A 25,462-nucleotide genomic window follows, 5' to 3' on the forward strand; every position below is an offset into this window, starting at 1 on the left:
GCCTCCCGTGCTGACATGGTTCCCATCATACGTGCCTGGCACGGCGCAGTTTAGAACTACAACTGCCTGAAGGACTCGTGCTGGTGAAACCGCGTGAATTCCGCTTCAAAGCAACCGCATGAGCACATATGAAAATAGTATTTGCAATCCGAATGCTGGCGGGGCGAGAATCCAGAAAACACATACATAGCATCGACGACATCTCGCCCCCATGGAAATCCGGCAACTGGAAGCCTTCGCGGCAGTCATGACCAGCGGCAGCGTCACCGCTGCGGGGCGCTTGCTGGGCCGTTCCCAGCCGGCGATCACACGCCTGATCCAGGAACTGGAGAGCGAGATCGGCTTTGCGCTGTTCGCCCGCAGCGGGCCGCGCGTCAGCCCCACCGAGCGGGGCTTCCTGTTGTACGAGGAGGTGGAGCACGCGCTGGTTGGCTTGCAGCAGATCCGGGCCCGTGCCGCTGAAATCGCCCGCGAGGAAAACCGCTCGCTGCAGATCGCCGCCACGCCGGCCCTGGCGGCGGGCCTGTTGCCCCTGGCACTGGCTGGCAACCAGCCGGACCATGCCACCGCGGGCACCGGCACCGCCAGCCACATCCATATCAACAGCGCCTCCCCCGAAAAAGTCGTGCACTCGGTGCTGACCGGCGCGGCCGAGATCGGCCTGACCAGCCTGCCCCTGGAGCATCGCGGCGTCACCGTGCACTGGATCGGGCAGGCTGCCTGCGTGGCCGCGGTACGCGCCGACGATCCGCTGGCGGCGCTGGCCGCCATCCCGCTCTCGGCCTGCAGCGGGCGGCGCATCGTCACCATGCAGAACCCTTACCGGCTGCGCCGCCGCCTGGACGAAGCGTTTGCCCGTGCCGGGGTGGAACCGGCCGCGCTGATCGACACCAATTCCTCGCTCAATGCGCTCACCGCGGTGCGTGCCGGACTGGGGATCGCCGTGCTGGAGCCGGTGACAGCGCGCGGCGTGCCGCTGGCGGATATCGTGGTGCGCCCGATCGATGCCGATATTCCTTTTTACTTTGGCGTGATCACCCCCCAGACCAGGCCCGCCAGCGCGGCCGTGCTGGCGCTGATCGACGCGCTGGCCACCGCGGCACGCCAGTTGCTGCCCGATTTCACCCAGCGCGGCCCGGAACAGCACGGCGCGCTGCTGCAAGCGCTTTATGGCGACGCCGCGGCCACCGAAGCCGCCAACGGCGCCTCCCACGACACCGAACACATCGACCTATGAACTTGCCTGCCGAAGCCATCCCGGCCATATCCGCCACCGCAGAAGGTCTCGCCGCGCTGGAGGCGCGCTTGCGCCAGGACCTGTCCTGGCTGGAACTGCCCGCCAGGAACTGGACCGTGGCGCGCGCGCACGATAGCGAGCCGGTGCTGGATGTTGCGGTGATCGGCGGGGGCATGGCCGGCATGGCGGCAGCGGCTACGCTCAAGCACCTGGGCATCAACGCAAGGATTTTCGACCGTTCCCCGGCCGGCTTCGAGGGTCCCTGGGCCACCACGGCGCGCATGGAGACGCTGCGCTCGCCGAAGCAACTGACCGGCCCGGCGCTGGGCCTGCCCGCCCTGACCTTCCGCGCCTGGTTCGAGGCCCAGTTCGGTACCGCCGCCTGGGAGGCCCTGGACAAGATCCCGCGCCTGCAGTGGATGGATTACCTGCACTGGTATCGCCAGGTGCTGGAACTGGACGTGCGCAACGAACACGTGGTCGAGCGGGTGCTGCCGCGCCCCGATGGCCTGGTGGCGCTGGAGATCTGCGTGCCCGCGGGCGCGCGGACCGTGCTGGCGCGCCGCGTGGTGCTGGCCACCGGCCGCGATGGCCTGGGCGGCGCGCATGTGCCGCCCTTTGTCCAAACCTTGCCGCGCGAGCGTTGGGTGCATTCGAGCGATGTGTTCGACTACGGCACCCTGCGCGGCAAGCGCGTGGGCGTGGTCGGCGCCGGCGCCTCCGCCATGGACAGCGCCGCTACCGCGCTGGAAGCGGGCGCCGCCAGCGTCGACCTGCTGATCCGCCGCGCCGATATCCCGCGCATCAACAAGGGCAAGGGCGCGGGCAACCCCGGCCTCACGCACGGCCACCCCGGCCTGCCGGACGACTGGAAATGGCGCATCCGCCATTACATCAACGAGCAGCAGGTGCCGCCGCCGCGCGGCAGCACGCTGCGGGTGTCGCGGCATGAGAACGCGCGCTTCAACCTGGGCTGCCCGATCGAGCGCATCGAGCAATCGGGCGACGCGCTGCTGGCGCATACGCCAAAGGGCGCCTTCGAGCTGGATTTCCTGATTGTCTCGACCGGTTTCCGCATCGCGCTGGAAACGCGCGAGGAATTCGCCACGTTTGCCGGCCAGATCCGCTACTGGCGCGACCGCTACGCGCCGCGGGAGGGACAGGCAGACCAGGAGCTGTCGGATTCGCCGGATCTTGGCCCGGCCTTCGAATTCCTCGAGAAAACGCCGGGCGCGTGCCCCGGCCTGTCGCGCATCCACTGCTTCTGCTACCCGGCAGCGTTGTCGCACGGCACGGTCTCGGGCGATATTCCCGCCATCAGCGACGGCGCCAGGCGCCTGGGCCAGGGCATCGCAGCCCTGCTCTACCAGGAGGACGTAGCGTTGCACTACGCCAATATGGAAGCCTTCGCCGAACCTGAGGTCTTCGGGGACGAGTGGGTGCCGGCCGGACCGCCGCCGGCGATTCCTTCCGACGCGGCGAACGCATCATGAGCCGCTGGCCGCTCCGATGGCTGGCACGCCGGCTGGCGCAGTCGCTGCTGGTCGTGCTGGCGATGACGGTGATCGTGTTCGCCGGGCTGCACGCGATCGGCAACCCCGTCGACATCCTGATCGGGCAGGACGTGGACCAGGTCGAGCGCGCGCGCATCATTGCGCGGCTGGGGCTGGACCAGCCGCTCTGGCGCCAGTACCTGGCCTTCCTGCACGGCGCCCTGCGCGGCGACCTGGGCAACAGCCTGGTCTATAACGTACCGGCCATCCAGCTCATCCTGCAGCGGCTGCCGGCCACGCTGGAGCTGGCGGTGGCGGCGCTGCTGCTGGCCGTGCTGGTGGGCGTGCCGCTCGGGCTGTTTGCGGGCCTGTACCCGGAGCATCCGCTGTCGCGCGTGCTGATGACCGGCAGCATCGTCGGCTTCTCGCTGCCCACGTTCTGGGTGGGACTGATGCTGATCATGGCCTTCAGCGTGCGGCTTGGCTGGCTGCCCTCGGGCGGACGCGGCGCCACGGCCGAATGGCTGGGCGTGCCGTGGTCGTGGCTCACCGCCGACGGCCTGCGCCACCTGATCCTGCCGGCCATCAACCTGTCGCTGTTCAAGGTCTCGCTGGTGCTGCGGCTCACGCGCGCCGGCGTGCGCGAGGTGCTGCCGCAGGACTGGGTCAGGTTCGCCCGCGCCAAGGGCCTGTCGCCGCAGCGCGTGGTCCTCGGCCATGTGCTGCGCAATACGATGATTCCGCTGGTGACGGTGCTGGGGCTGGAATTCGGCTCGACCATCGCCTTTGCGGTGGTGACCGAGAACATCTTCGCCTGGCCCGGCGCCGGCAAGCTGATCCTGGACAGCATCAACGCGCTGGACCGGCCGGTGATCGTTTCCTACCTGATCGTGGTGGTGTGCCTGTTCGTCACGCTGAACCTGATCGTGGATGTCCTGTACAAGCTGCTCGACCCGCGCGTGCGGCTGGAGGCCGCCGCATGAGCGCCATCGACAACGCCGCCTCCACGGCGCAAGCCGATCCGCGGGCGCTGCGCCGCGAATCGCCCTGGCGCCGGGTGGCGGCGGACTTCTTTTCCTCGCGTACCGCCGTATTCGGCCTGGTGCTGCTGGCGATCCTGGTGCTGGCGGCGATCTTTGCGCCGCTGGTGACGCCGCAGAATCCCTACGATCTGATGCAGCTCGACGTCATGGACGCACGCCTCGCGCCCGGCGCCGCGAGCGGCGCCGGCACCTATAGCTACTGGCTCGGCACCGACGGCCAGGGGCGCGATATCTTCTCCGGCATCCTCTACGGCCTGCGCATCAGCCTGACAGTGGGGGTGGGTTCGGCGCTCATCGCCGGGATCGCCGGCACCCTGCTCGGCTTGCTGGCCGCCTATGCCGGCGGCCGCGTCGACAGCGTGATCATGCGAACGGTGGACCTGCTGCTGTCCTTCCCGTCGATCCTGGTGGCAATGATGATCCTGGCCTTCCTGGGCAAGGGCGTGCTCAATGTGGTGCTGACCCTGGTGATCCAGGAGTGGGCCTACTATGCGCGCGCCGCGCGCGGCCAGGCGCTGGTGGAGAGCCGGCGCGAATACGTGGAAGCGGCGCGCGGCCAGGGCATCTCCAACTGGCTCATCGTGGTCGGCCATATCCTGCCGAACTGCCTGCCGCCGCTGATCGTGATCGGCTCGCTGCAGGTGGCCCGCGCCATCACGCTGGAGGCCACGCTGTCCTTCCTGGGCCTGGGCGTGCCGGTAACGGAGCCCTCGCTAGGCCTGCTGATCGCCAACGGCTACCAGTTCATGCTGTCCGACGAATACTGGATCAGCTTCTTCCCCGGCATCGCGCTGCTGGTCACGGTGGTGGCCATCAACCTGGTGGGCGACCGCCTGCGCGACGTGCTCAACCCGAGATTGCAGAAATGACGGTGGCAAGCCGCGACAACACCGTGCCGACGCTGGAAGTCCGCCATCTGCGCACGCACTTCGAAACCCGCGCCGGCGTGCTGCCGGCGGTGGACGACGTCTCCTTCACCGTGCCGCGCGGCCGCATCCTCGGGCTGGTGGGGGAGTCCGGCTCCGGCAAGTCCGTGACGGGCTTTTCCATCATGGGCCTGGTGGACGCGCCGGGGCGCATTGTCGGCGGCGAGATCCGGTTCCAGGGCCGTGAGCTGACCGGCATGCGGCCCGCCGAACTGCGCCAGCTGCAGGGCAACCGCATCGCCATGATCTTCCAGGACCCAATGATGACGCTCAACCCGGTGATGCGGGTGGACGCGCAGATGATCGAGGCGGTACGTGCCCATAGCCCCGCGAGCCACAAGCAGGCGCGCGAACTGGCGCGCGACACGCTGGGGATGATGGGCATCCCCAGCCCGGAGGAACGCCTGCGCGCCTACCCGCACCAGCTTTCCGGCGGCATGCGCCAGCGCGTGGCGATCGCCATCGCCATGCTCCACCGGCCCGACCTGATCATTGCCGACGAGCCCACCACCGCGCTGGATGTCACCATCCAGGCGCAGATCCTGTCCGAAGTGCAGAAGCTGGCACGCCAGCACGGTACCGCGCTGATCTGGATCACGCACGACCTGTCCGTCGTGGCTGGCCTGGCCGACGAGGTGGCGGTGATGTACGCCGGCCGCATCGTCGAGCAAGGGCCGGTCGATGCGGTGCTGGACCATCCGCTGCACCCCTACACCGCCGGCCTGATCGGCAGCCTGCCGAGCCTGAACAAGCGCGGCCAGCGGCTGCGCCAGATCCCCGGCATGACGCCCAACCTGCTGACGATGCCGCCCGGCTGCGCATTCGCGGCGCGCTGCCAGCGTGTCTCCGAGTCCTGCCGGCAGGCGCCGGCAATCACTTCGCCGGAGGCATTGCGCCAGGTGCGCTGCTTCCATCCGGGCCAGCCGGCCGTCACCGCGGAGTTCGCATGAAGCCGACCGAACACGCTGCCGGCGAGCGGCCGCAATTGCCCGCCCTGATCGAAGCCCGCAACCTCGCCAAGCGCTTTGGCGAGCAGGAATCCGGCCGTTTCGACTATCTCGGCCGCGCGCTGCGGCGGCTGGGCTGGTCGGAACCGGCACCGGTCACGCACGCCGTGGATGGCGTCGACCTGCAGATCCGCCGTGGCGAGGTGGTGGGACTGGTCGGCGAATCCGGCTGCGGCAAGTCCACGCTCGGCCGCATGGTGGCCGGCCTGCTGCAGCCGTCGGCAGGCGAGATCCGCGTGGACGGACAAGCGGTCGAAGGCCTTGATGCCAGCGCCCGCCGTGCATTGCGGCTCAAGATCCAGATGGTGTTCCAGGATCCCTACGCCAGCCTGAACCCGCGCTTGCGCGTGGACCGCATCGTCGGCGAGGGCGCGCGCCTGCACGGCCTGGTGGACGCGGCCGGCTTCGACGACTATGTCAGCGCGCAGCTTGAACGCGCGGGGCTGGACCCGGCCCTGCGCCAGCGCTACCCGCACCAGTTCAGCGGCGGCCAGCGCCAGCGCATCGGCATTGCCCGCGCGCTGGCCGTGCAGCCGGAGCTGCTGATATGCGACGAGGCCGTGGCCGCGCTGGACGTCTCTATCCAGGCGCAGGTGCTCAACCTGTTCATGGACCTGCGCGAGCAACTCGGCCTGACCTACCTGTTTATCAGCCACGACCTTGGCGTGGTGGAGCATGTGTCGGACCGCGTGGTCATCATGTATCTGGGCCGAGTCGTCGAGAGCGCACCCACGGAAGAGATCTTCCGCCAGGCCGGTCACCCCTACACGCAGGCGCTGCTGGCCGAAATCCCCCGGCTGGACTCGCGCCACAAAACCTTCACCGCCATCAAGGGCGAGATTCCCAGCCCGCTGGCGCCGCCGCCGGGCTGCCATTTCCATCCGCGCTGCCCGCATGCCATGGCGCGCTGCCGGACCGAGGTGCCACGCTTGCGCGGTATCGCCGTGAACCATTTCAGCGCCTGCCACCTGAACGACGGCGGCTAACGCCAGCCTTGCTGCCAACGCATTTCCATTCCCATCGCCCCGAGGAAATCCGCTTATGAAACGCCTGCTGTCCCTCTCGATCAGCGCCACCGTCGCGGCCATGCTGTGCGCCGGTGCCGCTTCCGCCCAGTCGCTGTCGATCGGCTTCGCCGATCCGCTGTCCTCGCTGGACCCGCAGCTCAACAACCACGCCGGCGACCGCTCCGTGGACCTGCACTTCTGGGACCTGCTGATCGAGAACAAGGACAACAAGCTGCAGCCCGGGCTGGCGCAATCCTGGAAGCCGCTGGACGACAAGACCTGGGAATTCAGGCTGCGCCGCGACGTGAAGTGGCAGGACGGCAAGCCATTCGGCGCGGAGGACGTGATCTTCTCCTACCAGCGCGCGCGCAATGTGCCGGGCAGCGTGGCTTCGTTCTCGGGGTATCTGCGCACCGTGGAATCGGTGACCGCCAAGGACCCGTACACGCTCCTCATCAAGACCAATATCCCGAACCCGGACCTGCCGCTGAACCTGGCCTCGATCCATATCGTCAGCAAGCATGTGGGCGAAAAGGCCAGCACCGAGGATTACAACAGCGGCCGCGCCGTGGTCGGCACCGGCCCGTACAAGTTCATCTCCTACACGCCGGGCGACCGCGTGATGATGGCGCGCAACGACGGCTACTGGGACGGCAAGCCGGGCTGGCAGCAGGTCAGCTACCGCTATATCAATAACGGCCCGGCCCGCACCGCCGCGCTGCTGTCCGGCGACGTCGATGTCATCGACAAGGTCTCGGTGTCCGACCTGGCCAAGCTCAAGCAGTCGCCCAACGTCAGCGTCTTTCCCTATGCAGGCCTGCGTGTCATGCTGCTGCAGCCGAGCTTCAAGCCCGGCCCCAACCCGTACATCACGGACAACGCGGGCAAGCCGCTGGACAAGAACCCGCTGCTGGACGTGCGCGTGCGCCGTGCGCTGTCGCTGGCGATCAACCGCCAGGCCGTGGTAGGCCGCATCCTGCAAAACACCGCCAGCGTGGCCAGCCAGTGGATGCCCAGGAACACCTTCGGCTACAACCCGGAAGTCAAGGACATCGCCTACGATCCCGAGCAAGCCAAAAAGCTGCTGGCCGAGGCGGGCTTCAAGGACGGCTTCAAGCTGACCATCCACGCGCCTAACGACCGCTATCCGCAAGGCCCCGAGACCGCGCAGGCCGTGGCGCAGTTCTGGACCCGCATCGGCGTCAAGACCCAGGTGGAGGTCGTGCCCTGGTCGGTCTACGCAGGCCGCGCCAACAAGAACGAGTACGCGGTCAGCATGCTGGCCTGGGGCAACGGCACCGGCGAGGCCAGCTATGCGCTGGTCAACGTCCTGGCCACCGTGGATGCCAAAAAGGGCCTGGGAGCCTCCAACTGGGGCCATTACAGCAATCCGGCGGTGGACAAGGCACTGGACGAATCGACCGCGGAATTCGACGCGCCCAAGCGAGAGGCCATCCTGCGCCGCTCCGTCAAGCTGGTGTCGGACGACGTGGGTGTGCTGCCGCTCTTCCACTACCAGAATATCTGGGCCGCCAGAAAGGGCCTGAAGGTGGCGCCGATGACCAGCGACCGCACCGCGGCGATGATGGTCACGCGCGACGGCAAGTAAGGCGGAGCGGATATGGCATTGCTTACCATCACGCCGGCCGACGGCCTGATCGACGTTCCCCGCCGGATCGCCGTGTCGGGCCTGTGCCCCGGCGAAATCGCCGCCATCTCCACACGCACGCTGCGCGGCCGCGAGGTTCCCTGGGCGAGCGAGGCGGTGTTCGTGGCGGACGCCGCCGGCACGGTCGACCTGGAACGCGACGCGCCATCGTCCGGCAGCTACGCGGGCGTCAGCCCGATGGGCCTGCTTTGGTCGCAGCGCCCGGTCGACAGCGACAGCCGGGAGTCATTCCATGCGGATGCCACCCGCCCGCTCGTCACCGATATCACGGTGCGTACCGGCGGCGGCGAGACGCGCGGCGAGCTGGTGCAGCGCCTGGCGGCCGCGGGCGTGACCCGCACGGATGTGCGCGAGAACGGCCTGGTCGGCACGCTCTACCTGCCGCCCGGTCCGGGCCCGCATCCGGCGGTGATGGTGCTCAACGGGTCGGGCGGCGGCATCAACGAACCGCGCGCCGCGCTCTACGCCTCGCGTGGTTACGCGGCGCTGGCGCTGGCGTACTTCAAGGCGCCCGGGCTGTCCGACTATATCTCCGGCACGCCGCTGGAATACTTCGAGCGCGGCCTGCGCTGGATTCGCGCGCGGGTCCGGCCGGCGCGCGATTTCATCGCGCTGTCAGGCCAGTCCCGCGGCGGCGAACTGGTGCTGCTGCTGGGCGCGACCTTCCCCGAGCTGGTCTGCGCGGTGATCGGCTATGTGCCCGGCGCCGTGGTGCACAGCGCGCAAAATGCCGCCGACCCCGCCATCGGCCGCGAAGGCCCGGCCTGGCTGCACCACGGCAAGCCGCTGCCGCATGTGTGGGAGAACAACCGCACCGCGAGCTGGGCGCCCTTCGACGAAGGCCCCGCGCCGCACCGGCACGAACGCGCCATCCTGACCGCGCTGCAGGATCCCGACGCGGTGGCGCGCGCCCGCATCCGCGTGGAAGACATCCGCGGACCGGTGATGCTGCTGTCCGGCACCGACGATGGCTCCTGGCCCTCCAGCCTGTATTCGCGCATGGTGGCGGACAAGCTGGCCGAGGCCGGGCATCCGCATAACGTCGAGCATCTGGATTTCGAAGAAGCCGGCCATGCCATCCTGTTCCCCTATGTGCCGACTACGCAGATGGTCTATGCCCATCCTGTTTCCAGGCGGATCAGCACCACCGGCGGCACGCCGGCGGCCAACGCGATAGCGGATGAGGCGTCCTGGACCGGCGTGCGCGAATTCCTGGCCCGCGCGGTCGCCAGCCACGCCGGCCGTGCCAGCGTCACCGAACGACTAAACCCCTGAGTCAAGACAGAGAGCCCATCATGACCCAAACCAACACAGCCACCGCCGACCTGGTGGACCGCGTGGCCGGCCTTGCCGCCGGCTCCGCCACCCACGCGCTGCGCCACCAGCGCGACAAGGTCACCGTCTCCACGCAGGGCAGCTACGACGCCCTGTTCGATCCCGCCCTGCCCGGCCTGGCGCTTACCGAGCGCCTGCTAGTGGCGCTGTACGCCGCGCGCCTGACGCCGGCGCCGGAGCTGGCCGCGCATTATCGCGAACGGCTCGGCGAGGCCGGCGCCGATGCCGCGCTGGTCGCGATCGCCGGGCAAGGCGATCCCGCGTCGCTGGCCGATCCGCGCCTGCGCGCCATGCTCGCCTTTACCCGCACGCTGATCGAAAACCCCGTGGCCGGCGACGAAGCTGCCCTCAAGACGCTGCCCGCCGCTGGCCTGGCCACGCCCGACGTAGTGACCCTTGCGCAGCTGATCGCATTCCTCTCCTACCAGGTGCGCCTGGTGGCCGGCCTGAAGGCACTGAAGACACTGCAATCCGAGGAGGCCGCAGCATGAGCGCACCGATCAAGATCCAGGGCTTCACCAACGAAGTGCTCGACTGGAAGGCCTGGCTGGATGTGGTCCAGGTGGACCAGGCCACGCCCGGGCAGGTCGCGGTGCTGGAGGAAAGCCATCCCAAGGCCAAGGTTTCGGACTACTACCTGTTCCTGGTGCACCAGCCCGAGATCCTGCGCCAGCGTTCCACCGCCTTCAACGCCATCATGTATGCGCCGGGAGGCATGGCGCGCGCCGAGCGGGAACTGGCCAGCACGGTGGTTTCGCGGGTGAATGGCTGCGTGTACTGCGCGTCGGTGCACGCGCAGCGTTTCGAGCAGCTGGCCAAGCGTAACGACGTCATCAGGCAGGTCTTCGAAGACCCGCATTCGGCGGGCACCACCGCGCGCGAACGGGCAATTTCGCAGTTTTCCATCGAGCTGACCGAGCGGCCGGACGCGGTCAGTGCCGATAGCCTGCGCGCGTTGCGCGAGGTGGGGGTGAGCGATGCGGAGATCCTGGACCTGATTCACTCGATCGCGATTTTTGCGTGGGCAAACCGGTTGATGCTGAATCTGGGCGAGCCGGTGTTCCCGGTTGAGGGCGGCTGAGTCCGCGTTTCAGGCCGGCGGCGGGCCAGGATGGCTGGGCGGCGATGAGGCCAGCGCTCCATTTGACGAAGCGCCCGGCATTTCAGCCTTGCGCCGCCGGCTCGCAATGCACCGCGAGCCAGACCGTGGGCTGATCCGCATCGGTCCACGCCACCCGATGCCGGCAATGCGCCGGCAGATGCAGCCAGTCGCCGGGCGCAAGCGCGCGCGCCGCGGCTTCGCCCTCGATATGCAGCCCCGCGCTGCCGCTCAACAGCAACACCCATTCATCCTGCGCGCTGTCGTACCAGAAATCCGGCGGGCTGGCCTGGCCGTTCGAGACGATCCGTTCGATCTTGAGGCCGGGCCGTTCCAGCAAGGCATCGAAGCGCTCGGCCGCGCGGTCGACCGGCACCTGCGCCAGCAGGTTGCACTGCGGCACAGGCGGCGGGCTGGTCGTGGAATCCATCGCTGTCTCCCCTTGCACGTTGCACGTTGCGTGGTGCGTGCCTTCAATCGCCCGAGCCCGGCGCGAGCACATCGCGCGCGCCGTTGCGGCCCATCGGCGAGACCAGCCCGGCCACTTCCATCTGCTCGATCAGCCGGGCAGCACGGTTATAGCCGATGCGCAACTGGCGCTGCACGGCCGAAATCGAGGCCCGGCGGCTGGTGAGCACGAAGGAGGCGGCTTCGTCGTACAACGGGTCCGCTTCCACGTCGCCGCCGCCTTCGCCGAACAGATCCGCGGCGGCGGCCTCGCCGGGGTCGCCCGCCAGGATGGCTTCATCGTAGTCGGGCTCGCCGAACTGCTTCCAGTGCTCCACCACGCGGTGCACTTCGTCGTCGGCCACAAAGGCGCCGTGCACTCGCTGCGGATAGCCGGTACCCGGCGGCAGGAACAGCATGTCGCCCTGCCCCAGCAGGCTTTCTGCGCCCATCTGGTCGAGAATGGTGCGCGAGTCGATCTTGGACGAGACCTGGAAGGCCACCCGGGTCGGGATATTGGCCTTGATCAGGCCGGTGATCACGTCCACCGACGGCCGTTGCGTGGCCAGGATCAGGTGGATGCCGGCCGCGCGCGCTTTCTGCGCCAGCCGCGCGATCAGCTCTTCGATCTTCTTGCCGGCCACCATCATCAGGTCGGCCAGCTCGTCGATCACCACCACGATCAGCGGCAGCGTGCGCAGGGGCTCGGGCGCGTCGGGCATCAGCGAGAACGGATTGGACACGTGCTCGCCCACGGCCTCGGCGGCACGGATCTTCTGGTTGAAGCCGGCCAGGTTGCGCACGCCCAGCGCCGACATCAGGCGATAGCGCTTCTCCATTTCGCCCACGCACCAGTTGAGCGCATGCGCGGCCTGCTTCATATCGGTCACCACCGGCGCGAGCAGGTGGGGAATGCCCTCGTAGACCGACAGTTCCAGCATCTTGGGGTCGATCATGATCAGCCGCACATCGTCCGGCGTGGCCTTGTACAGCAGGGACAGGATCATGGCATTGACCGCCACGGACTTGCCCGAGCCGGTGGTGCCAGCCACCAGCAAGTGCGGCGCGCGCGCGAGATCGGTCACCACCGGGTTGCCGGTGATATCCTTCCCCATCGCCAGCACCAGGTTCGAGTTGTGTCCGAGGAAGGATGACGCGGCCACGATCTCCGACAGGCGGATCATCTGCCGCCGCGCGTTGGGCAGCTCCAGCCCCATGCAGGTCTTGCCGGGGATGGTTTCCACCACGCGGATCGAGGTCACGCCCAGCGCGCGCGCCAGGTCCTTCATCAGCCCCACCACCTGCGCGCCGCGCACGCCCATGGCGGGATCCACCTCGAAGCGCGTGATGACCGGACCGGCCGATGCGCCTACTACCGAGACCGGCACCTTGAACTCCGCCAGACGCTGCGCGATCAGATTGCCGGTTTCCTGCAGGCGTTCCTCGGTAACCTGCTCGACATCGGCCGTGGCGCTTTCCAGCAGGGCGAGGTCCGGCAGGCGGTAGTCCGAGATGCGCGCGGGCGCCGGCGTGACGGCGATGGCCAGCGACGCCGGCATTGCCGTTGCCACGGGAGCCGCCGCCGCTGTGCCCTGCACGGGCTCAAGCGCCACGACTTTACCGACCACGGCCTGCAGCACGATACGCGGCTTGGGCGCTGGCGTGGCGGGCGCCACTTCCGGCATTAGCGGTGGCTCCGAGGCGGTGGCACCGTCCGCCGCCGGAGCAGGGACATTGTCCTCGCCGCGGGGCTCGATCAGCAGGTTGGCATCGAGAACGCTATCGGCGATCTCTTCCAGTGGGGCATCGGCTTCGGCCTGGATCTCGGCCAGGGCTTCAGTCACAGACTCGGCTCCGGCTTCAGGCTGGACTGCGACCACGGCTGCAGCATCGGTTTGCGGCTCGGTTTCGACAGCCGCTTCTGCCTGAGCTTCGGCTACAGGCTCGGCTCCGGCTTCAGGCTGGATTTCGACCGCGGCTGCGGCATCGGTTTGCGGCTCGGCTTCGACCGCAACTTCTGCCTGACCTTCGGCTACGGGCTCGGCTCCGGCTTCAGGCTGGACTGCGACCACGGCTGCGGCATCGGTTCGCGGCTCGGCTTCGAGCGCAACTTCTGCCTGAGCTTCGGCTACAGGCTCGGCTCCCCCTTCAGGCTGGACTGCGACCACGGCTGCGGCATCGGTTTGCGGCTCGGCTTCGAGCGCAACTTCTGCCTGAGCTTCGGCTACAGGCTCGACTCCGGCTTCAGGCTGGACTGCGACCTCGGCTGCGGCATCGGTTTGCGGCTCGGTTTCGACCGCAACTTCCACCTTGGCTTCGGGCTGGACTGCGACTACTGCGTCGGTTCGCGGCTCCGCTTCGACAGCCACTTCCGCCTGGCCTTCAGCTACGGGCCCGGCTACGGGCGGGACCGCGGCTGCGGCCCGGGAATCCATTTCAGCAACAGCGACCGCATGTCCGGCATCCCCGGCAACCGGCTCGCTGACGATCCCGACGGGGGCTTCATACAGCCCGTTGGACGGTACCTCGGCAGCGGCCAAGGCCGCTTCGGTGGCCACCGGATTGCTCACCGCACCGATTGCGGCCTCGGCGGGGGCATCGATGGCAGCATCCGGCAATGGCGCGGATGCTGCCTGCGCATCGGCCACAGCCTCCTGCGGCGCCGGCACGGCAGCCAACGCTGGCCGACGGACACCAGCCAGTGCTTTCAGCTCCGCCATCAGCGCCTCGGCTTCCAGGCGGATCTCGTCCAGCGTCACGGATGGCGCATCGCCTTGCCTGGCGGCGTTCGCAAGCAACTTGGCGGGCTCGGGTGTCTCGCCGGGCACGGTGGCGGCAAGTCTGGAGACCGGCAAGGCGACGTCCTCGGGGGTCAGCACGGCTACCGTCTGCGGCTCCTCGGCGAGTACTGCGATGGCTTCCCCGGTTTCCAGCACGCCGGTATCCAGCGTGCCCGCCGACTCGGGCTGCGCGGCCGGCGCGTGCGCTGGCCGCGCCTGGGCGTCCGCGGGCGGCGGTGCCACGGCAGCGGTCGTCACGGTCTTTGCGGCAACGGGCTGGACGGGTCGCGCGTTGGCTTCGGGCAGCGTCGTAATCGTCGAACGCGAGCCCGTCTGCGGCTGGCGGAAGGGGCTGCTGACCACGGTCGCGCGCGCAGGCGTCGCCGCGGCTGGGCTGGTTGTGGCGCGGGCCTGCGCGGCCACAGCCGCCGCCGCGCTGGCTGCGGCAGCCGCGGACGCCGTCCGTGCGGCAGCCTGGGGCTGGGTGGCTGCCCGCGCCGGCGCGGTCCTGGCGGGGGAAGGCCTGGCCACGGCGGGCGTGGACACCGGCGCGGGCGCTTCCGGCTTGACGGCTCCCGGCGGCCCGGCTTGCTGCAGCCAGATCTCGCCTGGCTGCGGCGGCGAATTACGGGTGCGCGCCGGCGGCTGCCAGACGGGCTGGCGCCGCGCCGAAACAGCTTCAATGCCCTTGTGGCGCGGTACATGGTCGGCCATGCCCGGCGCCGCTGCGTGCATCGCGCCCAGGTGCGTGGTCTCCCAGTTGTCCGGCTCGCGCGCGGTACGGGCGGGTGTACGCAAAGGCGCGGGATCCGCCTCTTCCGGCTCCGCCACGACGGGCTTGCGCAGGAACAGGCTGCGCCAGGTTTCCCCGAACACCATCGGCGCGGCCAGGGCCAGCACGCCCAGCATCAGCAGCAGGCTTGCGCTCCAGCCGAACATGCCGGAAACCAGGCTGCCCAGCGCACGGCCGGCGCTGCCGCCGGACGTGCTGCCCGCCATGCCGGCCTCGCCAGCGGCCCCCGTCAGCGCTTCGAGCGAAGCGCTCGCGCACAGCACGATCAGCGTGCCGAGCCAGACCCGCAGCGTGCCGCGTCCGCTAAAGAAACGGCGCTCACCGGCAAGCCGGCGCGCCACCTGTCGCCACACCAGTGGCACAAGCCACAAGGTCGAAAATCCGAACCAGCCAAAACCCATTATCGAAACGCCATCATCTAATACCTCGGGCAGCGATTGTAGCGGGTCTGGGCGCGGCGTTTCCGCGCAAGATAGCTGCGAGGACGGAATATCGCGCGATTTCTGTGAAGAAGCGCCCTCCCCCGCCATGCGGACCGCCATCGCCAAAGCGCGCGGCCGTCCTTGCCAGGACACGCGCGGCGCGCATCATGTGCGCTACTATGGCGCGACGCCCCTCTCACTTCATCGACCGTTCCGCCGATCCATTCCCCAGCCAACCATGCAGACACGCTACGCCGGACTGTCCGCCCTGGTGGTCGATGACCACCCTTTCCAGTTGCTGGCGGCAGAGCAGTTGCTGACCCAGCTCGGCGTCAGCGAGGTGCATTGCGCCGCCGACGGCCGCGTTGCGCTGGACCTGCTGGCGACGCGCAAGTTCGACCTCGTGCTCTGCGATATCGAGATGCCGGGGCTCAACGGGCCGGGCATGATGGACGAACTGACCCGGCGCAAGAACGCCTTCGCGGGCGCCCAGCCGCTGTGGGTCTGGGTGTCGGCGCTGCAGGACGACATCATCGAGTCCCATGTGAGCCTGGCCGATTCGGTCGGCCTGTCCGATGCGCGGGCGGTTCGCAAGCCGCTCTCGGCAGTAGTGCTGGAGGAAATCCTGCAGGATGTGCTGGAGCGCAACCTCACCGCCGAAGTACCCGCGGCGGCGCCGAGCCAGCCTGACGACCGCGATTTGCTGGCCGCGATGCAAACGCCCGGCGCCATCTTCATCATGCTGCAACCCCAGTTCCGGATCGGCAGCGGCGCGCTGGCGGGCGCCGAGGCGCTCTGCCGCTGGCGCCATCCGGCACTGGGCCTGATCCGGCCCGATCTGTTCATTCCCAGGCTGGAGGCGCTGGGCGAGGCCGATGCGATCTTCCAGCTGGCGGGCCAGCAATGCCTGGCGGTGCAGCGGCAATTGCTGGCGCGCGGCGTGCGCATCCCGCTCAGCATCAACGCATCCGCCCAGACACTGTGCCGGCCCGGCGTACTGGACGCCTTCGATGCCATGGTGGAAGCCAGCGGCATGCCACGCCAGCTGTTGATCATCGAACTGACCGAAGGCTATCCGGTGCATGACACCCGTGCCCTGTCGATCGCACTGAACCGCTTGCGCCTGCTGGGCTACGGCGTAGCGATCGACGATTTCGGGATCGGCATCGCGACCCTCAAGCTCCTGGCTGACCTGCCATTCACCCAGATCAAGCTGGACCGCTCCTTCGTGGTCGCCGTGCCGGGCAACAGCCAGCGCGCGGCGATCTGCCGCAACGTCATCAACCTCGCGCGCGACCTCAAGCTGGAGTGCGTGGCCGAGGGCATTGAAACGCCCGTGCAGCGCGATGCGCTGCAAGCCCTGGGCTGCGATCTTGGACAGGGCTACCTGTGGTCGCCCGCGCTGCCACCCGATATGTTCGTGGCCGAGGCGCTGGGCCGCTGGACGCCCTGAGGACGCAGGCGGGGGGCGGACCGGAAAGCCATGGGCGGCTACGCTAGTTCCACTTGCCGCTGATGCCGCCCACGCTCAGGCGCCCCGCGCCGAGCAGCGCAACCGCAAGCGCCGCGGCCAGGAACATGGCCTGCAACTCCAGCGCCCAGCCGCCGGTGTTGGCCAGCGTGCCGATCTGCTTCATGTGCACCAGGCCGACCGCGACCAGCATATTGCCGGCTACGATCAGTGCGCCGAGCCGGGCCCAGAGGCCCAGGATCAGCAGGACGGGCGCCACGATCTCGCCAATATAGACAAGGTACGCAATGGCCGGAGGCAAACCGGCCTGCGCCACCACCTGCGTCACGAATCCTGGCCCCTCGATGAGCTTGGAAATCCCATGCAACAGGATCAGCACGCCGAGCACGATGCGCAGTATCGCCTTGCCCAAGTCCTGGGATGCCTGAGAACCACTCATGGTTGTCACTCCTTTCCGGTCCGAAAACGAAAGCGCCGCAAGCAAGCAAGACCAGCCGGGCAGCACTGACGAAGCGCCTTGAGCTCCACGCGACGCACGCACATGTACCTTAGTGCGCCGCGTCGTGAAGGTAAAGCCACAAGTTGCGCCGGCGCGTCATTGTCCGCATGCCCGTCCTCATATCTGGCCAATCGGCCGGTGCATGCCGGGCTGGCGCGGCGGCTGCATGCCGGCTTTGCAGGCCGTCTCGGGCAGGATGTCGGCAAGGAAATCGAGAAAGCGCCGCAGCGCCGGCGGCATCCCCTTGCGCGAGGGAAATACCGCATGCAGGGTACCGACCGGCATGATCCACTGGGGCAGCAGCACTTCCAGTTCGCCGTTTTCGATGGCGTCGCGGCAGAACATGCGCGGCAGCATCGCCACGCCCACGCCCGCGATGGCGGCCTCGCGCAGCAGGGCGAATTCGTCGGTGATCAGGCGGGGCTCGTAGGCAATGTGGATGGACTGGCCGGTATTGCAGCTCAGCGTCCAGACATGCTTGCCATCGTGCGGCTTCTGGTTGACGCCGGGCATGCCGTCCAGCGCCTCGGGCGTACGCGGGCGGCCGATACTGTCGAGCAGCGCCGGACTGGCCACCAGCATCAGCGGGCTTTCGCCGTAAGTGCGCACCACGAGCGAGGAATCGTCCATCACATCGCGCACGCGCAGCGCCAGGTCGAATCCTTCGGCGATGACGTCGACACGGCGGTTGGTGGCCTCCACCTCGATCCGAATCCCGGGATTGGCTTGCATGAAATGCCCGATCGCCGGGGCCAGCAGGCTTTGGGCGATCGCTACCGGACAACTGATCCGCAAATTGCCACCCGGCTGGTCGCGTGCCTGCTCGATCACCTCGCGTGCCGCTTCCGCCTCCGCGAGCATGGCGCGGCAGCGCTCGTAGTACGCCTCGCCAATCGGCGTCACGCGTACCTGCCGGGTAGTCCGGCGCAGCAATTGCACGCCCAGGTCGCGCTCCAGCTGCGCAATGCGCCGGCTCAGGCGGGACTTTGGCACGCCGCTGGCACGGCTAGCGGCGGAAAAACTGCCATGCTGGACCACCTGGGCAAACAGCGAGAGATCGTTCAGGTCTTGCATCGGACTTCCTCGGCGGGGGAGCGCGCCAGGGTAGCAGCCGGCTGGCGTTCTGTCTCTGGAACAATAAGTTCTATTTTGCCCCACTACCGGCATCAATGGCAGACCGCTATCTTTGCTTCATCCAACCCGAACCCCTGTGGAGATGAACATGAAGATCTTGCAAATCGACTCGAGCGTACTTGGCGGCCACTCCGCTTCCCGCACCCTGACCGCCAAGGTCGTGGCCGACCTGCGCGCCAAGCACCCGGAAGCCACCCTGACCGTGCGCGACCTCGACCAGGACGCCCCGGCACACCTGTCGAACGCACTGCTGCCCGTGCTGGGCGGCCCGAAGGACGGCCTGAACGCTCTGCAGGAAAGCGAGCTGCAACGCACCGAAGCCTTCCTGAAGGAATTCCTCGAAGCCGATGTGCTGGTAGTGGGCGTGCCGCAATACAACTTCAGCATCCCCAGCCAGCTCAAGTCCTGGATCGACCGTATCGCCCAGGCCGGCCGCACCTTCAAGTACACCGAGACCGGCCCGGTTGGCCTGGCCGGCGGCAAGCGCGTGATCGTGGTGTCGTCGCGCGGCGGCGTGCGCCAGGACGCCAACGCCCTGGACCTGCACGAGCAGACCGTCGACGTGGTGTTCCGCTTCCTGGGCATCACCGATATCACGTACGTGCGCGCGCATGGCCTCGCCATGGGCCCGGAAGCCCGCGAAGCCAGCCTGGCCTCCGCCAACAGCGCCGTGGCAGCCCTGGCCGCGTGATCGCCTGACCGCCAGGCGGCGGCACGCCGCCGTGCCGCCAGGCAAAACGCCCGCCCGCATTCATGCCGGCGGGCGTTTTGCGCTCCGGCAAGCCGTTTCCCACCTCTTTGGCCGGCCCGCCCGGTGCATGCATTGCCCCCGGTTTTGCAGGCAAGAGCCTGCTATGCCCCGTGCATGATCGGGTCTATGATTGTTCGGAACGCCCGAGCGGTTTCGGTGCACGTCCATCCAGGGGGAAGCCAGCGCGGCCTTGTTGCGAGGGCCTGGATCGGAACCTGTCCGCAATCCACACGCCACGGACAGCCGCCCTTCGCGCGGCATCCGCGGCAGATGCCAAGTCCGCAAAGTTCGATAAGGGAGCCCGCATGTCCTCTGCCCTGCTGCCTGCCAGCGCCGTGCATCCTCCGCACGAGCCGGCCCTGCTTGCCCGGTACCGCCACATCCGCTCGGCCACCGAGGCCATGGTCGCCGACCTGACCGACGCCGACGCCACGGTGCAGTCGATGGACGACGCAAGCCCGGCCAAATGGCACCTGGCGCATACCACCTGGTTCTTCGAGGAGTTCGTGCTGACGGCCCGCATCCCGGACTACGAGCCAGTCGACCCGCAATACCGCTACCTCTTCAACTCCTATTACGAGTCGGTCGGGGCCCGCCACCCGCGCCCGCGCCGGGGACTGCTCTCGCGGCCCTCGCTGGACGAGATCCTGGCTTACCGCGAAGCGGTCGACGAAACCATGCTCGGTCTGCTCACGAGCGCGCAGACGGATGCCGAGGCAGCGCTGATCGAGCTTGGCCTGAACCACGAGCAGCAGCACCAGGAATTGCTGCTGACCGACATCCTGCACTTGTTCGCGCAAAACCCGCTGAAGCCGGCTTTCGCGCCGGAGTTGCTGGCGCCCGTCATCGCCGACCCGCGCCCGGCCGCCGAATGGATCCCCTTTGCCGGCGGCGTGGTCGCCATCGGCCATGACCGCGACGGCTTTGCCTTTGATTGCGAAAGCCCGCGCCACAATGTGCTGCTGCAACCCTACCAGCTCTGCTCGCACCCCATCAGCAACCGCCAGTGGTTTGAATTCATCGAGGACGGCGCCTACCGTACCGCCGGCCTTTGGCTGTCGGATGGATGGCGCTGGGTCTGCGAACAGGGCATCGAAGCGCCGCTGTACTGGGAGGAACGCGAGGGCACCTGGTGGCAGATGAGTTTGCGCGGGATGCAGCCGGTCGATCCCGATAGCCCGGTCACCCATGTCAGCTTCTATGAGGCCGATGCCTTCGCCCGCTGGGCCGAGCGCCGCCTGCCCACCGAGGCGGAATGGGAGCATGCGGCGCGCAACCTGCCAGCCACGGGGAATTTTGTCGAAGGACGGATTCTGCGGCCGCTGCCCGACCGGCAAAATACCTCGGGCGTGCTGCGGCAGATGTTTGGCGACGTGTGGGAATGGACCGCCAGCCCCTTCCAGCCCTACCCGGGCTTCCGGCCGGGCGCGGGCGCGGTGGGGGAATACAACGGCAAGTTCATGTGCAGCCAGATGGTGCTGCGCGGCGGTTCCTGCGTGACGCCCGAATCGCATATCCGCGCCAGCTACCGCAACTTCTTCTATCCGCACCAGCGTTGGCAGTTCACCGGCGTGCGCCTCGCGGACGACGCGTAGCCGGGGCGGGAACACGCCGGGCAAGACCGGCGCGCTTCCCGCAAATTCAGTTCCAGCCCTTTTGCGGGGACTGCGAGCTTAGCGGCGTCTGCGGATACAGTTTCTGCCAGCGCGATTTCAGCCCGTCCGCGATCTCCTTCTGGTGGTAGCGCTCGGCAAAATCGATTGCCGTCATGCCCTGCTGGTTCTTCAGCCGCATGTCCGCGCCCTCGTCCAGCAGCAGCTTGACCGTCTCGATATGGCCGCCGCGCGCCGCCATCATCAGCGGCGTGGTGCCGTTGGGGCTTTCGGCGTCGATATAGGCAGCGTGATCAACCAGGAACTTGACGATCTCGTTGTTGCCGTTGGTCGCTGCGTAGTGCAGCGGCGTCCAGCCCGTCTTGTTGATCTCGACCTCCATCTGGTCGACCATCAGCTTGACCATATCGAGTTCGTTCTGCAGGCTGGCCATCATCAGCGGCGTCTCGCCGGCCGCATTGGTCTTGTCGAAATCGATATTCTTGGCGCGGATCAGTGCCCCCGCCACCTTTAGCGACTTCTCGCGCAATGCCACCACCAGCATGGGATTGCCCTTGGCATCGACGAGGTTGGGATCGACGCCGCGCGCCAGCATCTTCTGGACGGCGTTGATATCGTCGAACTCCACCGCCTTGCGCATATCGTCCGTGGGCGTCGCCAAGGCAACGGTGCCGCAAAGCAGCGCCGCGAAAGCGGCGAGACGCCGTACAATCTTCATGTTAAACATGAGTATTCCTATCTATATGCTTGAAAAGACGGAAGAAATTGTCGGAAGTCTGCTCCGCCAACTCCTCGACCGGAATGCCGCGCAGGTTGGCGATGAATTCGCCCACATGGCGCACCCAGGCTGGCTGGTTGGTCTTGCCGCGGTAAGGCACGGGCGCCAGGTAAGGTGAATCGGTCTCGATCAGCATGCGCTCCAGCGGTATCTTGCGCGCGGTTTCCTGCAGCTCCACGGCGTTCTTGAATGTCACGATGCCGGAAAACGAGATATGGAAGCCTTCATCCAGCGCTTGCCGGGCGATCTCCCAACTCTCGGTAAAGCAATGCATCACCCCGCCGGCGGCGCGCGCGTCTTCCTCGCGCATCAGGCGCAGGGTGTCGTCGGCAGACGAGCGGGTATGGATGATCAGCGGCTTGCCGGTCTGCCGCGCGGCGCGGATATGGGTGCGGAAACGCTCCCGCTGCCACTCCATGTCGGCGATGCTGCGGCCGTTCAGCCGGTAGTAGTCGAGCCCGGTCTCGCCGGTGCCGACCACCCGCGGATGCGCCGAAAGCGCCAGCAGGCGCTCCAGCGTGGGCTCCTCGCCCTCCTCGTAGTCGGGATGCACACCGACCGAAGCGTAGAGATGCGGAAACTGCTCGGCGAGTGCCAGCACGCGCGGGAAATCTTCCAGCGTGACCGAGATGCACAGCGCATGCGTTACCTGGTTGGCACGCATGTTCTCCAGCAATTCGGGCAAGCGTTCGGCAAGTTCGGGGAAATCTAGATGGCAGTGGGAATCGACAAACATTGGGGCGGTTTCCGTATAGAGACGCCGCCGCGGGCGGCGCCACCCGCCATTGTATCCGGTCGTGCCCGCGCGCCCGCCCATGACAGATCAGCGGGCGCGGCCCGCCGCCCGATGCGCCACTTGCGCCAGCCGGGATCAGACGGGGGCGATCGCCGCGCAGGCCTGCTCCAGCGTGAGCGGCGCCGGGTCCAGCAGCAGCCGGCAAGCCGCGGATTCGCCCTCCTCATCCGGGCTCGCCAGCGGATCGGATGGCAGCAGGCGATGCCGCAGCAGCGCGTCGGCCAGTAGCAGCCGGCGGGCGTCGACACCAGGCCGGGTAGCCTCCCAGGCCATCAGGATGGCGGCACTGGCGTGGTAGAGGGCGCTGGCGGCACGGCGGCTCTCCGCCTCGTGCCGCGCGCCGCCAGCCACGGTCTCGGCGAGCGAAGCAGCACGTTGCCACCCTTGCCACAGGGCCTGCCGCAGCGGCGCCGGCAGGTTCCCGGATTGTTCCAGCCGACCCGCCAGCAAGCTCCCCAGGGCACGGTGAGCCCCTTCCTTTCCCACCGCCCGCTGGATGGCATCCAGCGCATTGATATTGCTGGTGCCCTCCCACAGCACGCCGATATGGGCGTCCCGGACCAGCCGCGCGTTGACGAAATCCTCGATATAGCCGTTGCCGCCCCGCACTTCCATGGCACCGGTCGCCACGGCGATATTGTCCCGGCAGGCGCGCAGCTTGATCAGCGGCGTCAGCAGGCGCAAGGCTTGCCGTGCATTACCGTCGCCCTCGCCCTCTTCCTCGCCGGCCCGCCGCATGGCGTCCGCCGTGGCCATGACCATCGACAAGGCCGCCTCGGTGGGAACCATGATCTTCAGCAATTGCCGCCGCAGCAGCGCATGGCCAATGACCTCGCGCCCAAAGGCAGAGCGGTGCCGCGCGGCCCGCAGCGCTTCGTTCAGGCAACGGCGCATCATGGCGGCGGCGCGCACCGCATGCGACAGGCGCGACAGGTTGACCTGCTCCATCATCTGCTTGAGGCCCTGGTCCAGCGCGCCTACCGGATAGGCCACCGCCCCTTCGAGCCGGACTTCGCCGCTGGCCATCGACCGCGTGCCCAGCTTGTCCTTCAGCCGGACGATGCGATAGGCGTTGCGGCTGCCGTCGTCGAGCCGGCGCGGCAGCGCAAACAGCGCGAGGCCGCGGGTGCCGGACGGCGCGCCTTCGGGACGGGCCAGCAGCAGGACGACGTCCGCATCGGCATGCGAACAGAACCACTTCTCGCCGTACAGGCGCCACTGGCCACCCTCCTCGCGCGCCACGGTCTCGATGGCACCCACGTCCGAGCCGCCGGCCTTCTCGGTCATGAACTGGGTGCCCTTCCAGAGCGACGCCAGGTCGGGGGACAGCATGCCGGGCAGCAGTTTTTGCTGCAAGGCCTGGCTGCCGAACTTGCGGATCAGGTGGATCGAGGTATCCGTCACGCTGATCGGGCACATCTGGCCGAACTCGGACTGCACGAACAGGTACTGGAAGGCGTATTTCGCCGCCGGCGCCAGCGGCGCGGCGCACCCCAGCACGCCGGCGCGGTGGCCCATCGCATGGAACTGGAAATCGGCGAAGGCGATATGCTCCATCTCCTGGTAGGCCGGGTGGTATTCGATCCAGTCGTGGTCCTCGCCCCAGCGGGTACGCGCGTGAAGCACCGGGGCGTATTTGTCGGCCACCGCCGCCAGCGCATTCAGGCGGCCGCCAGCCAACTGGCCCATGCGCTGGAAATGCGGCAGCAGGTGCTGGTGTTCCTGCGCCGGCAGGTACAACGCCAACAGGTCCCGCAGGCCCCGGTCGAGCGCGAAGAAATCCAGGCCGGCGCAATCCGGCGCGAGGTGGCGGGAGCTGGTCCCCGCATCACCGGGGCGTGGACTGACGAACTCGGCGTAGCTGGCTTGGAAGGACATGGGAGGGTTCCGGCAGGGAGGATGGAAGGACGAGCGAGGTATTCAGATCACGCCGGCGGCGCGCAGGCGGATCAGATCCTCGGGTGCCATGCCCAGGCTGTCGCCCAGCACGGCCTCGGTGTGCTCGCCGAGGACAGGCGGCCCGCTCTGGTAGTCCAGCGGCGTGGCGGAGAACCGCATCGGGCTGGCGATGGCGGGACAGGTCCCGCCGGTGGAAAGCGGCAGGTCCACGCGGATGCCGCGATGCCTGACCTGCGGATCGTCGAAGGCCTGGGCAAAGTCATTGATGGGACCGCAAGGCACGCCGGCCGCTTCCAGGCGCGCGAGCCAGGTTTCGGTCGTGTCGGCGCGCATGATGTCCGCCAGCAGCGGCAACAGCGCGTCGCGGTTGACCAGCCTGCCGCTGACCTTGGCAAAGCGCGCATCGGCGGCCAGTTCCGGCCGGCCGATGGCCTCGCAGTACGAGGCAAACAGGCCATCGTTACCCACCGCAACGATCAGCTTGCCGTCCCGGGTGGCGAAGACCTGGTAAGGCACGGCATTGGGATGTGCATTGCCGTAGCGGCGCGGGACCTTGCCCGAGGTCAGGTAGCCCACGGCCTGGTTGCTGCCGAGCGCCATCGCGCAATCGAGCAGGGCCATGTCGATATGCTGGCCACGGCCGTTGCGCTCGCGCCACGCCAGCGCCGCCGTGATCGCCAGGCTGGCGTACAGGCCGGTGGTCATGTCGGCCACCGCCACGCCGAATTTCTGCGGCCCGCCGCCCTCGCATTCGCCGCAGGCATCGTCGGGCTCGCCGGTCAGGCTCATCAGTCCGCTCATGCCCTGGAAGACGAAGTCGTAGCCGGGACGGTGCCGATAGGGGCCGGTTTGCCCATACCCGGTGACCGAGCAATAGATCAATCCGGGGTTGGCCGCGCGCAGGTCCTCGTAGCCGAGCCCGAAGCGCGCCAGCGTGCCAACCCTGTAGTTCTCCACGAGCACATCGCATGTGGCTGCCATGCGCCGCACGATCTCCTGGCCTTCGCTGGTTGCGAAATCGACAGTGACCGATTTCTTGCCCCGGTTGGTTGAGGCGTAATACGTGGAGTCCCGCCGCTGCTCCCCGGCTTCGCCGGGCACCCAGGGCGGCCCCCAGCCGCGGGTTTCATCGCCCGCGCCGGGCCTTTCAACCTTGATCACCTCCGCGCCCAGGTCGGCCAGGTTCTGGGTGCACCAGGGGCCGGCCAGCACCCTGGTCAGGTCGAGTACGCGGATATGGGAAAGCGGTTTGTTCATGTTGGC

The 25,462-nt window shown here is 68.0% G+C and carries 19 protein-coding genes and 1 pseudogene; 12 read left to right on the top strand and 8 right to left on the bottom strand.

From position 1 onward, the window contains the following. The first annotated feature begins 211 nt into the window (after positions 1–211). The 9 genes and pseudogenes from ACZY0R_RS26530 (at position 212) to ACZY0R_RS26570 (ending at position 10,798) form a co-directional block, all read left to right on the top strand. On the top strand, positions 212–1,237 hold the full coding sequence (locus tag ACZY0R_RS26530) for a LysR family transcriptional regulator (RefSeq protein WP_488862554.1): 1,026 nt from the start codon (positions 212–214) through the stop codon (positions 1,235–1,237). Continuing rightward, entirely contained in the window at positions 1,234–2,730 is a 1,497-nt protein-coding gene (locus ACZY0R_RS26535; RefSeq protein WP_488862556.1) for an FAD-dependent oxidoreductase, read from the top strand. The genes ACZY0R_RS26530 and ACZY0R_RS26535 overlap by 4 nt, the downstream gene beginning before the upstream one ends. Continuing rightward, the gene (locus ACZY0R_RS26540) at positions 2,727–3,713 is read left to right on the top strand and encodes an ABC transporter permease (RefSeq protein ID WP_035860377.1); all 987 of its coding nucleotides are present in this window, start codon (positions 2,727–2,729) and stop codon (positions 3,711–3,713) included. The genes ACZY0R_RS26535 and ACZY0R_RS26540 overlap by 4 nt, the downstream gene beginning before the upstream one ends. Next, entirely contained in the window at positions 3,710–4,642 is a 933-nt protein-coding gene (locus tag ACZY0R_RS26545; protein WP_488862558.1) for an ABC transporter permease, read from the top strand. The genes ACZY0R_RS26540 and ACZY0R_RS26545 overlap by 4 nt, the downstream gene beginning before the upstream one ends. After that, on the top strand, positions 4,639–5,649 hold the full coding sequence (locus tag ACZY0R_RS26550) for an ABC transporter ATP-binding protein (RefSeq protein WP_488862560.1): 1,011 nt from the start codon (positions 4,639–4,641) through the stop codon (positions 5,647–5,649). Before ACZY0R_RS26545 ends, ACZY0R_RS26550 begins: the two co-directional genes overlap by 4 nt. After that, positions 5,646–6,692, top strand: coding sequence for an ABC transporter ATP-binding protein (locus ACZY0R_RS26555; RefSeq protein WP_488862562.1), 1,047 nt, complete (start codon positions 5,646–5,648; stop codon positions 6,690–6,692). Before ACZY0R_RS26550 ends, ACZY0R_RS26555 begins: the two co-directional genes overlap by 4 nt. 55 nt (positions 6,693–6,747) lie before the next feature. Further along, complete coding sequence (locus ACZY0R_RS26560; RefSeq protein ID WP_488862564.1) at positions 6,748–8,322, top strand: ABC transporter substrate-binding protein; 1,575 nt, start codon at positions 6,748–6,750, stop codon at positions 8,320–8,322. 12 nt (positions 8,323–8,334) lie between these two features. After that, positions 8,335–9,657, top strand: coding sequence for an acyl-CoA thioesterase/bile acid-CoA:amino acid N-acyltransferase family protein (locus ACZY0R_RS26565; protein ID WP_488862566.1), 1,323 nt, complete (start codon positions 8,335–8,337; stop codon positions 9,655–9,657). A 20-nt stretch (positions 9,658–9,677) separates the two neighbouring features. After that, a pseudogene (locus ACZY0R_RS26570) lies at positions 9,678–10,798 on the top strand (CMD domain protein). Positions 10,799–10,880: 82 nt separating this feature from the next. Here ACZY0R_RS26570 and ACZY0R_RS26575 read toward each other — a convergent pair. Together ACZY0R_RS26575 and ACZY0R_RS26580 are read right to left on the bottom strand one after the other, a co-directional pair. Further along, positions 10,881–11,246: a cupin domain-containing protein gene (locus ACZY0R_RS26575; protein ID WP_488862568.1), complete on the bottom strand. Its 366-nt coding sequence runs from the start codon at positions 11,244–11,246 to the stop codon at positions 10,881–10,883. A 43-nt stretch (positions 11,247–11,289) separates the two neighbouring features. Beyond that, positions 11,290–15,237: a DNA translocase FtsK gene (locus tag ACZY0R_RS26580; protein WP_488862570.1), complete on the bottom strand. Its 3,948-nt coding sequence runs from the start codon at positions 15,235–15,237 to the stop codon at positions 11,290–11,292. A 259-nt stretch (positions 15,238–15,496) separates the two neighbouring features. On the opposite strand from ACZY0R_RS26580, the gene ACZY0R_RS26585 reads away from it, so the two are divergent. Next, a complete protein-coding gene (locus ACZY0R_RS26585) occupies positions 15,497–16,711 on the top strand; it encodes an EAL domain-containing response regulator (RefSeq protein WP_488862572.1) in 1,215 nt (404 codons plus the stop codon). A gap of 43 nt (positions 16,712–16,754) precedes the next feature. Here the strand turns inward: ACZY0R_RS26585 and ACZY0R_RS26590 are convergent, their stop codons facing one another. After that, the gene (locus ACZY0R_RS26590; RefSeq protein WP_045236369.1) at positions 16,755–17,168 is read right to left on the bottom strand and encodes a DoxX family protein; all 414 of its coding nucleotides are present in this window, start codon (positions 17,166–17,168) and stop codon (positions 16,755–16,757) included. A 177-nt stretch (positions 17,169–17,345) separates the two neighbouring features. After that, on the bottom strand, positions 17,346–18,302 hold the full coding sequence (locus ACZY0R_RS26595; RefSeq protein WP_488862574.1) for a LysR family transcriptional regulator: 957 nt from the start codon (positions 18,300–18,302) through the stop codon (positions 17,346–17,348). A 148-nt stretch (positions 18,303–18,450) separates the two neighbouring features. On the opposite strand from ACZY0R_RS26595, the gene ACZY0R_RS26600 reads away from it, so the two are divergent. Next, a complete protein-coding gene (locus ACZY0R_RS26600; protein WP_045236367.1) occupies positions 18,451–19,053 on the top strand; it encodes an FMN-dependent NADH-azoreductase in 603 nt (200 codons plus the stop codon). Positions 19,054–19,418: 365 nt separating this feature from the next. Next, the gene (gene egtB / locus ACZY0R_RS26605) at positions 19,419–20,708 is read left to right on the top strand and encodes an ergothioneine biosynthesis protein EgtB (RefSeq protein ID WP_488862576.1); all 1,290 of its coding nucleotides are present in this window, start codon (positions 19,419–19,421) and stop codon (positions 20,706–20,708) included. A 46-nt stretch (positions 20,709–20,754) separates the two neighbouring features. Here egtB and ACZY0R_RS26610 read toward each other — a convergent pair whose 3' ends face one another. From ACZY0R_RS26610 to ACZY0R_RS26625, 4 genes are all read right to left on the bottom strand, one after another. Next, positions 20,755–21,453, bottom strand: coding sequence for an ankyrin repeat domain-containing protein (locus tag ACZY0R_RS26610; RefSeq protein ID WP_488862578.1), 699 nt, complete (start codon positions 21,451–21,453; stop codon positions 20,755–20,757). Continuing rightward, a complete protein-coding gene (locus ACZY0R_RS26615; RefSeq protein WP_488862580.1) occupies positions 21,446–22,240 on the bottom strand; it encodes a TatD family hydrolase in 795 nt (264 codons plus the stop codon). The genes ACZY0R_RS26610 and ACZY0R_RS26615 overlap by 8 nt, the downstream gene beginning before the upstream one ends. A gap of 135 nt (positions 22,241–22,375) precedes the next feature. Beyond that, the gene (locus tag ACZY0R_RS26620; RefSeq protein WP_488862582.1) at positions 22,376–24,178 is read right to left on the bottom strand and encodes an acyl-CoA dehydrogenase family protein; all 1,803 of its coding nucleotides are present in this window, start codon (positions 24,176–24,178) and stop codon (positions 22,376–22,378) included. Positions 24,179–24,220: 42 nt separating this feature from the next. Then, the gene (locus ACZY0R_RS26625) at positions 24,221–25,456 is read right to left on the bottom strand and encodes a CaiB/BaiF CoA transferase family protein (protein ID WP_488862584.1); all 1,236 of its coding nucleotides are present in this window, start codon (positions 25,454–25,456) and stop codon (positions 24,221–24,223) included. Between the last annotated feature and the right edge of the window lie 6 nt (positions 25,457–25,462).

The organism is Cupriavidus sp. F041, assembly GCF_057814235.1.

Coding starts and splice junctions, on each gene's coding strand:
- egtB (WP_488862576.1), top strand. CDS start 19,419: ATGTCCTCTGCCCTGCTGCCTGCCAGCGCCGTGCATCCTCCGCACGAG.
- ACZY0R_RS26575 (WP_488862568.1), bottom strand. CDS start 11,246: ATGGATTCCACGACCAGCCCGCCGCCTGTGCCGCAGTGCAACCTGCTG.
- ACZY0R_RS26550 (WP_488862560.1), top strand. CDS start 4,639: ATGACGGTGGCAAGCCGCGACAACACCGTGCCGACGCTGGAAGTCCGC.
- ACZY0R_RS26595 (WP_488862574.1), bottom strand. CDS start 18,302: ATGCAAGACCTGAACGATCTCTCGCTGTTTGCCCAGGTGGTCCAGCAT.
- ACZY0R_RS26560 (WP_488862564.1), top strand. CDS start 6,748: ATGAAACGCCTGCTGTCCCTCTCGATCAGCGCCACCGTCGCGGCCATG.
- ACZY0R_RS26615 (WP_488862580.1), bottom strand. CDS start 22,240: ATGTTTGTCGATTCCCACTGCCATCTAGATTTCCCCGAACTTGCCGAA.
- ACZY0R_RS26590 (WP_045236369.1), bottom strand. CDS start 17,168: ATGAGTGGTTCTCAGGCATCCCAGGACTTGGGCAAGGCGATACTGCGC.
- ACZY0R_RS26610 (WP_488862578.1), bottom strand. CDS start 21,453: ATGTTTAACATGAAGATTGTACGGCGTCTCGCCGCTTTCGCGGCGCTG.
- ACZY0R_RS26580 (WP_488862570.1), bottom strand. CDS start 15,237: ATGGGTTTTGGCTGGTTCGGATTTTCGACCTTGTGGCTTGTGCCACTG.
- ACZY0R_RS26600 (WP_045236367.1), top strand. CDS start 18,451: ATGAAGATCTTGCAAATCGACTCGAGCGTACTTGGCGGCCACTCCGCT.
- ACZY0R_RS26535 (WP_488862556.1), top strand. CDS start 1,234: ATGAACTTGCCTGCCGAAGCCATCCCGGCCATATCCGCCACCGCAGAA.
- ACZY0R_RS26585 (WP_488862572.1), top strand. CDS start 15,497: ATGCAGACACGCTACGCCGGACTGTCCGCCCTGGTGGTCGATGACCAC.
- ACZY0R_RS26620 (WP_488862582.1), bottom strand. CDS start 24,178: ATGTCCTTCCAAGCCAGCTACGCCGAGTTCGTCAGTCCACGCCCCGGT.
- ACZY0R_RS26625 (WP_488862584.1), bottom strand. CDS start 25,456: ATGAACAAACCGCTTTCCCATATCCGCGTACTCGACCTGACCAGGGTG.
- ACZY0R_RS26565 (WP_488862566.1), top strand. CDS start 8,335: ATGGCATTGCTTACCATCACGCCGGCCGACGGCCTGATCGACGTTCCC.
- ACZY0R_RS26555 (WP_488862562.1), top strand. CDS start 5,646: ATGAAGCCGACCGAACACGCTGCCGGCGAGCGGCCGCAATTGCCCGCC.
- ACZY0R_RS26540 (WP_035860377.1), top strand. CDS start 2,727: ATGAGCCGCTGGCCGCTCCGATGGCTGGCACGCCGGCTGGCGCAGTCG.
- ACZY0R_RS26530 (WP_488862554.1), top strand. CDS start 212: ATGGAAATCCGGCAACTGGAAGCCTTCGCGGCAGTCATGACCAGCGGC.
- ACZY0R_RS26545 (WP_488862558.1), top strand. CDS start 3,710: ATGAGCGCCATCGACAACGCCGCCTCCACGGCGCAAGCCGATCCGCGG.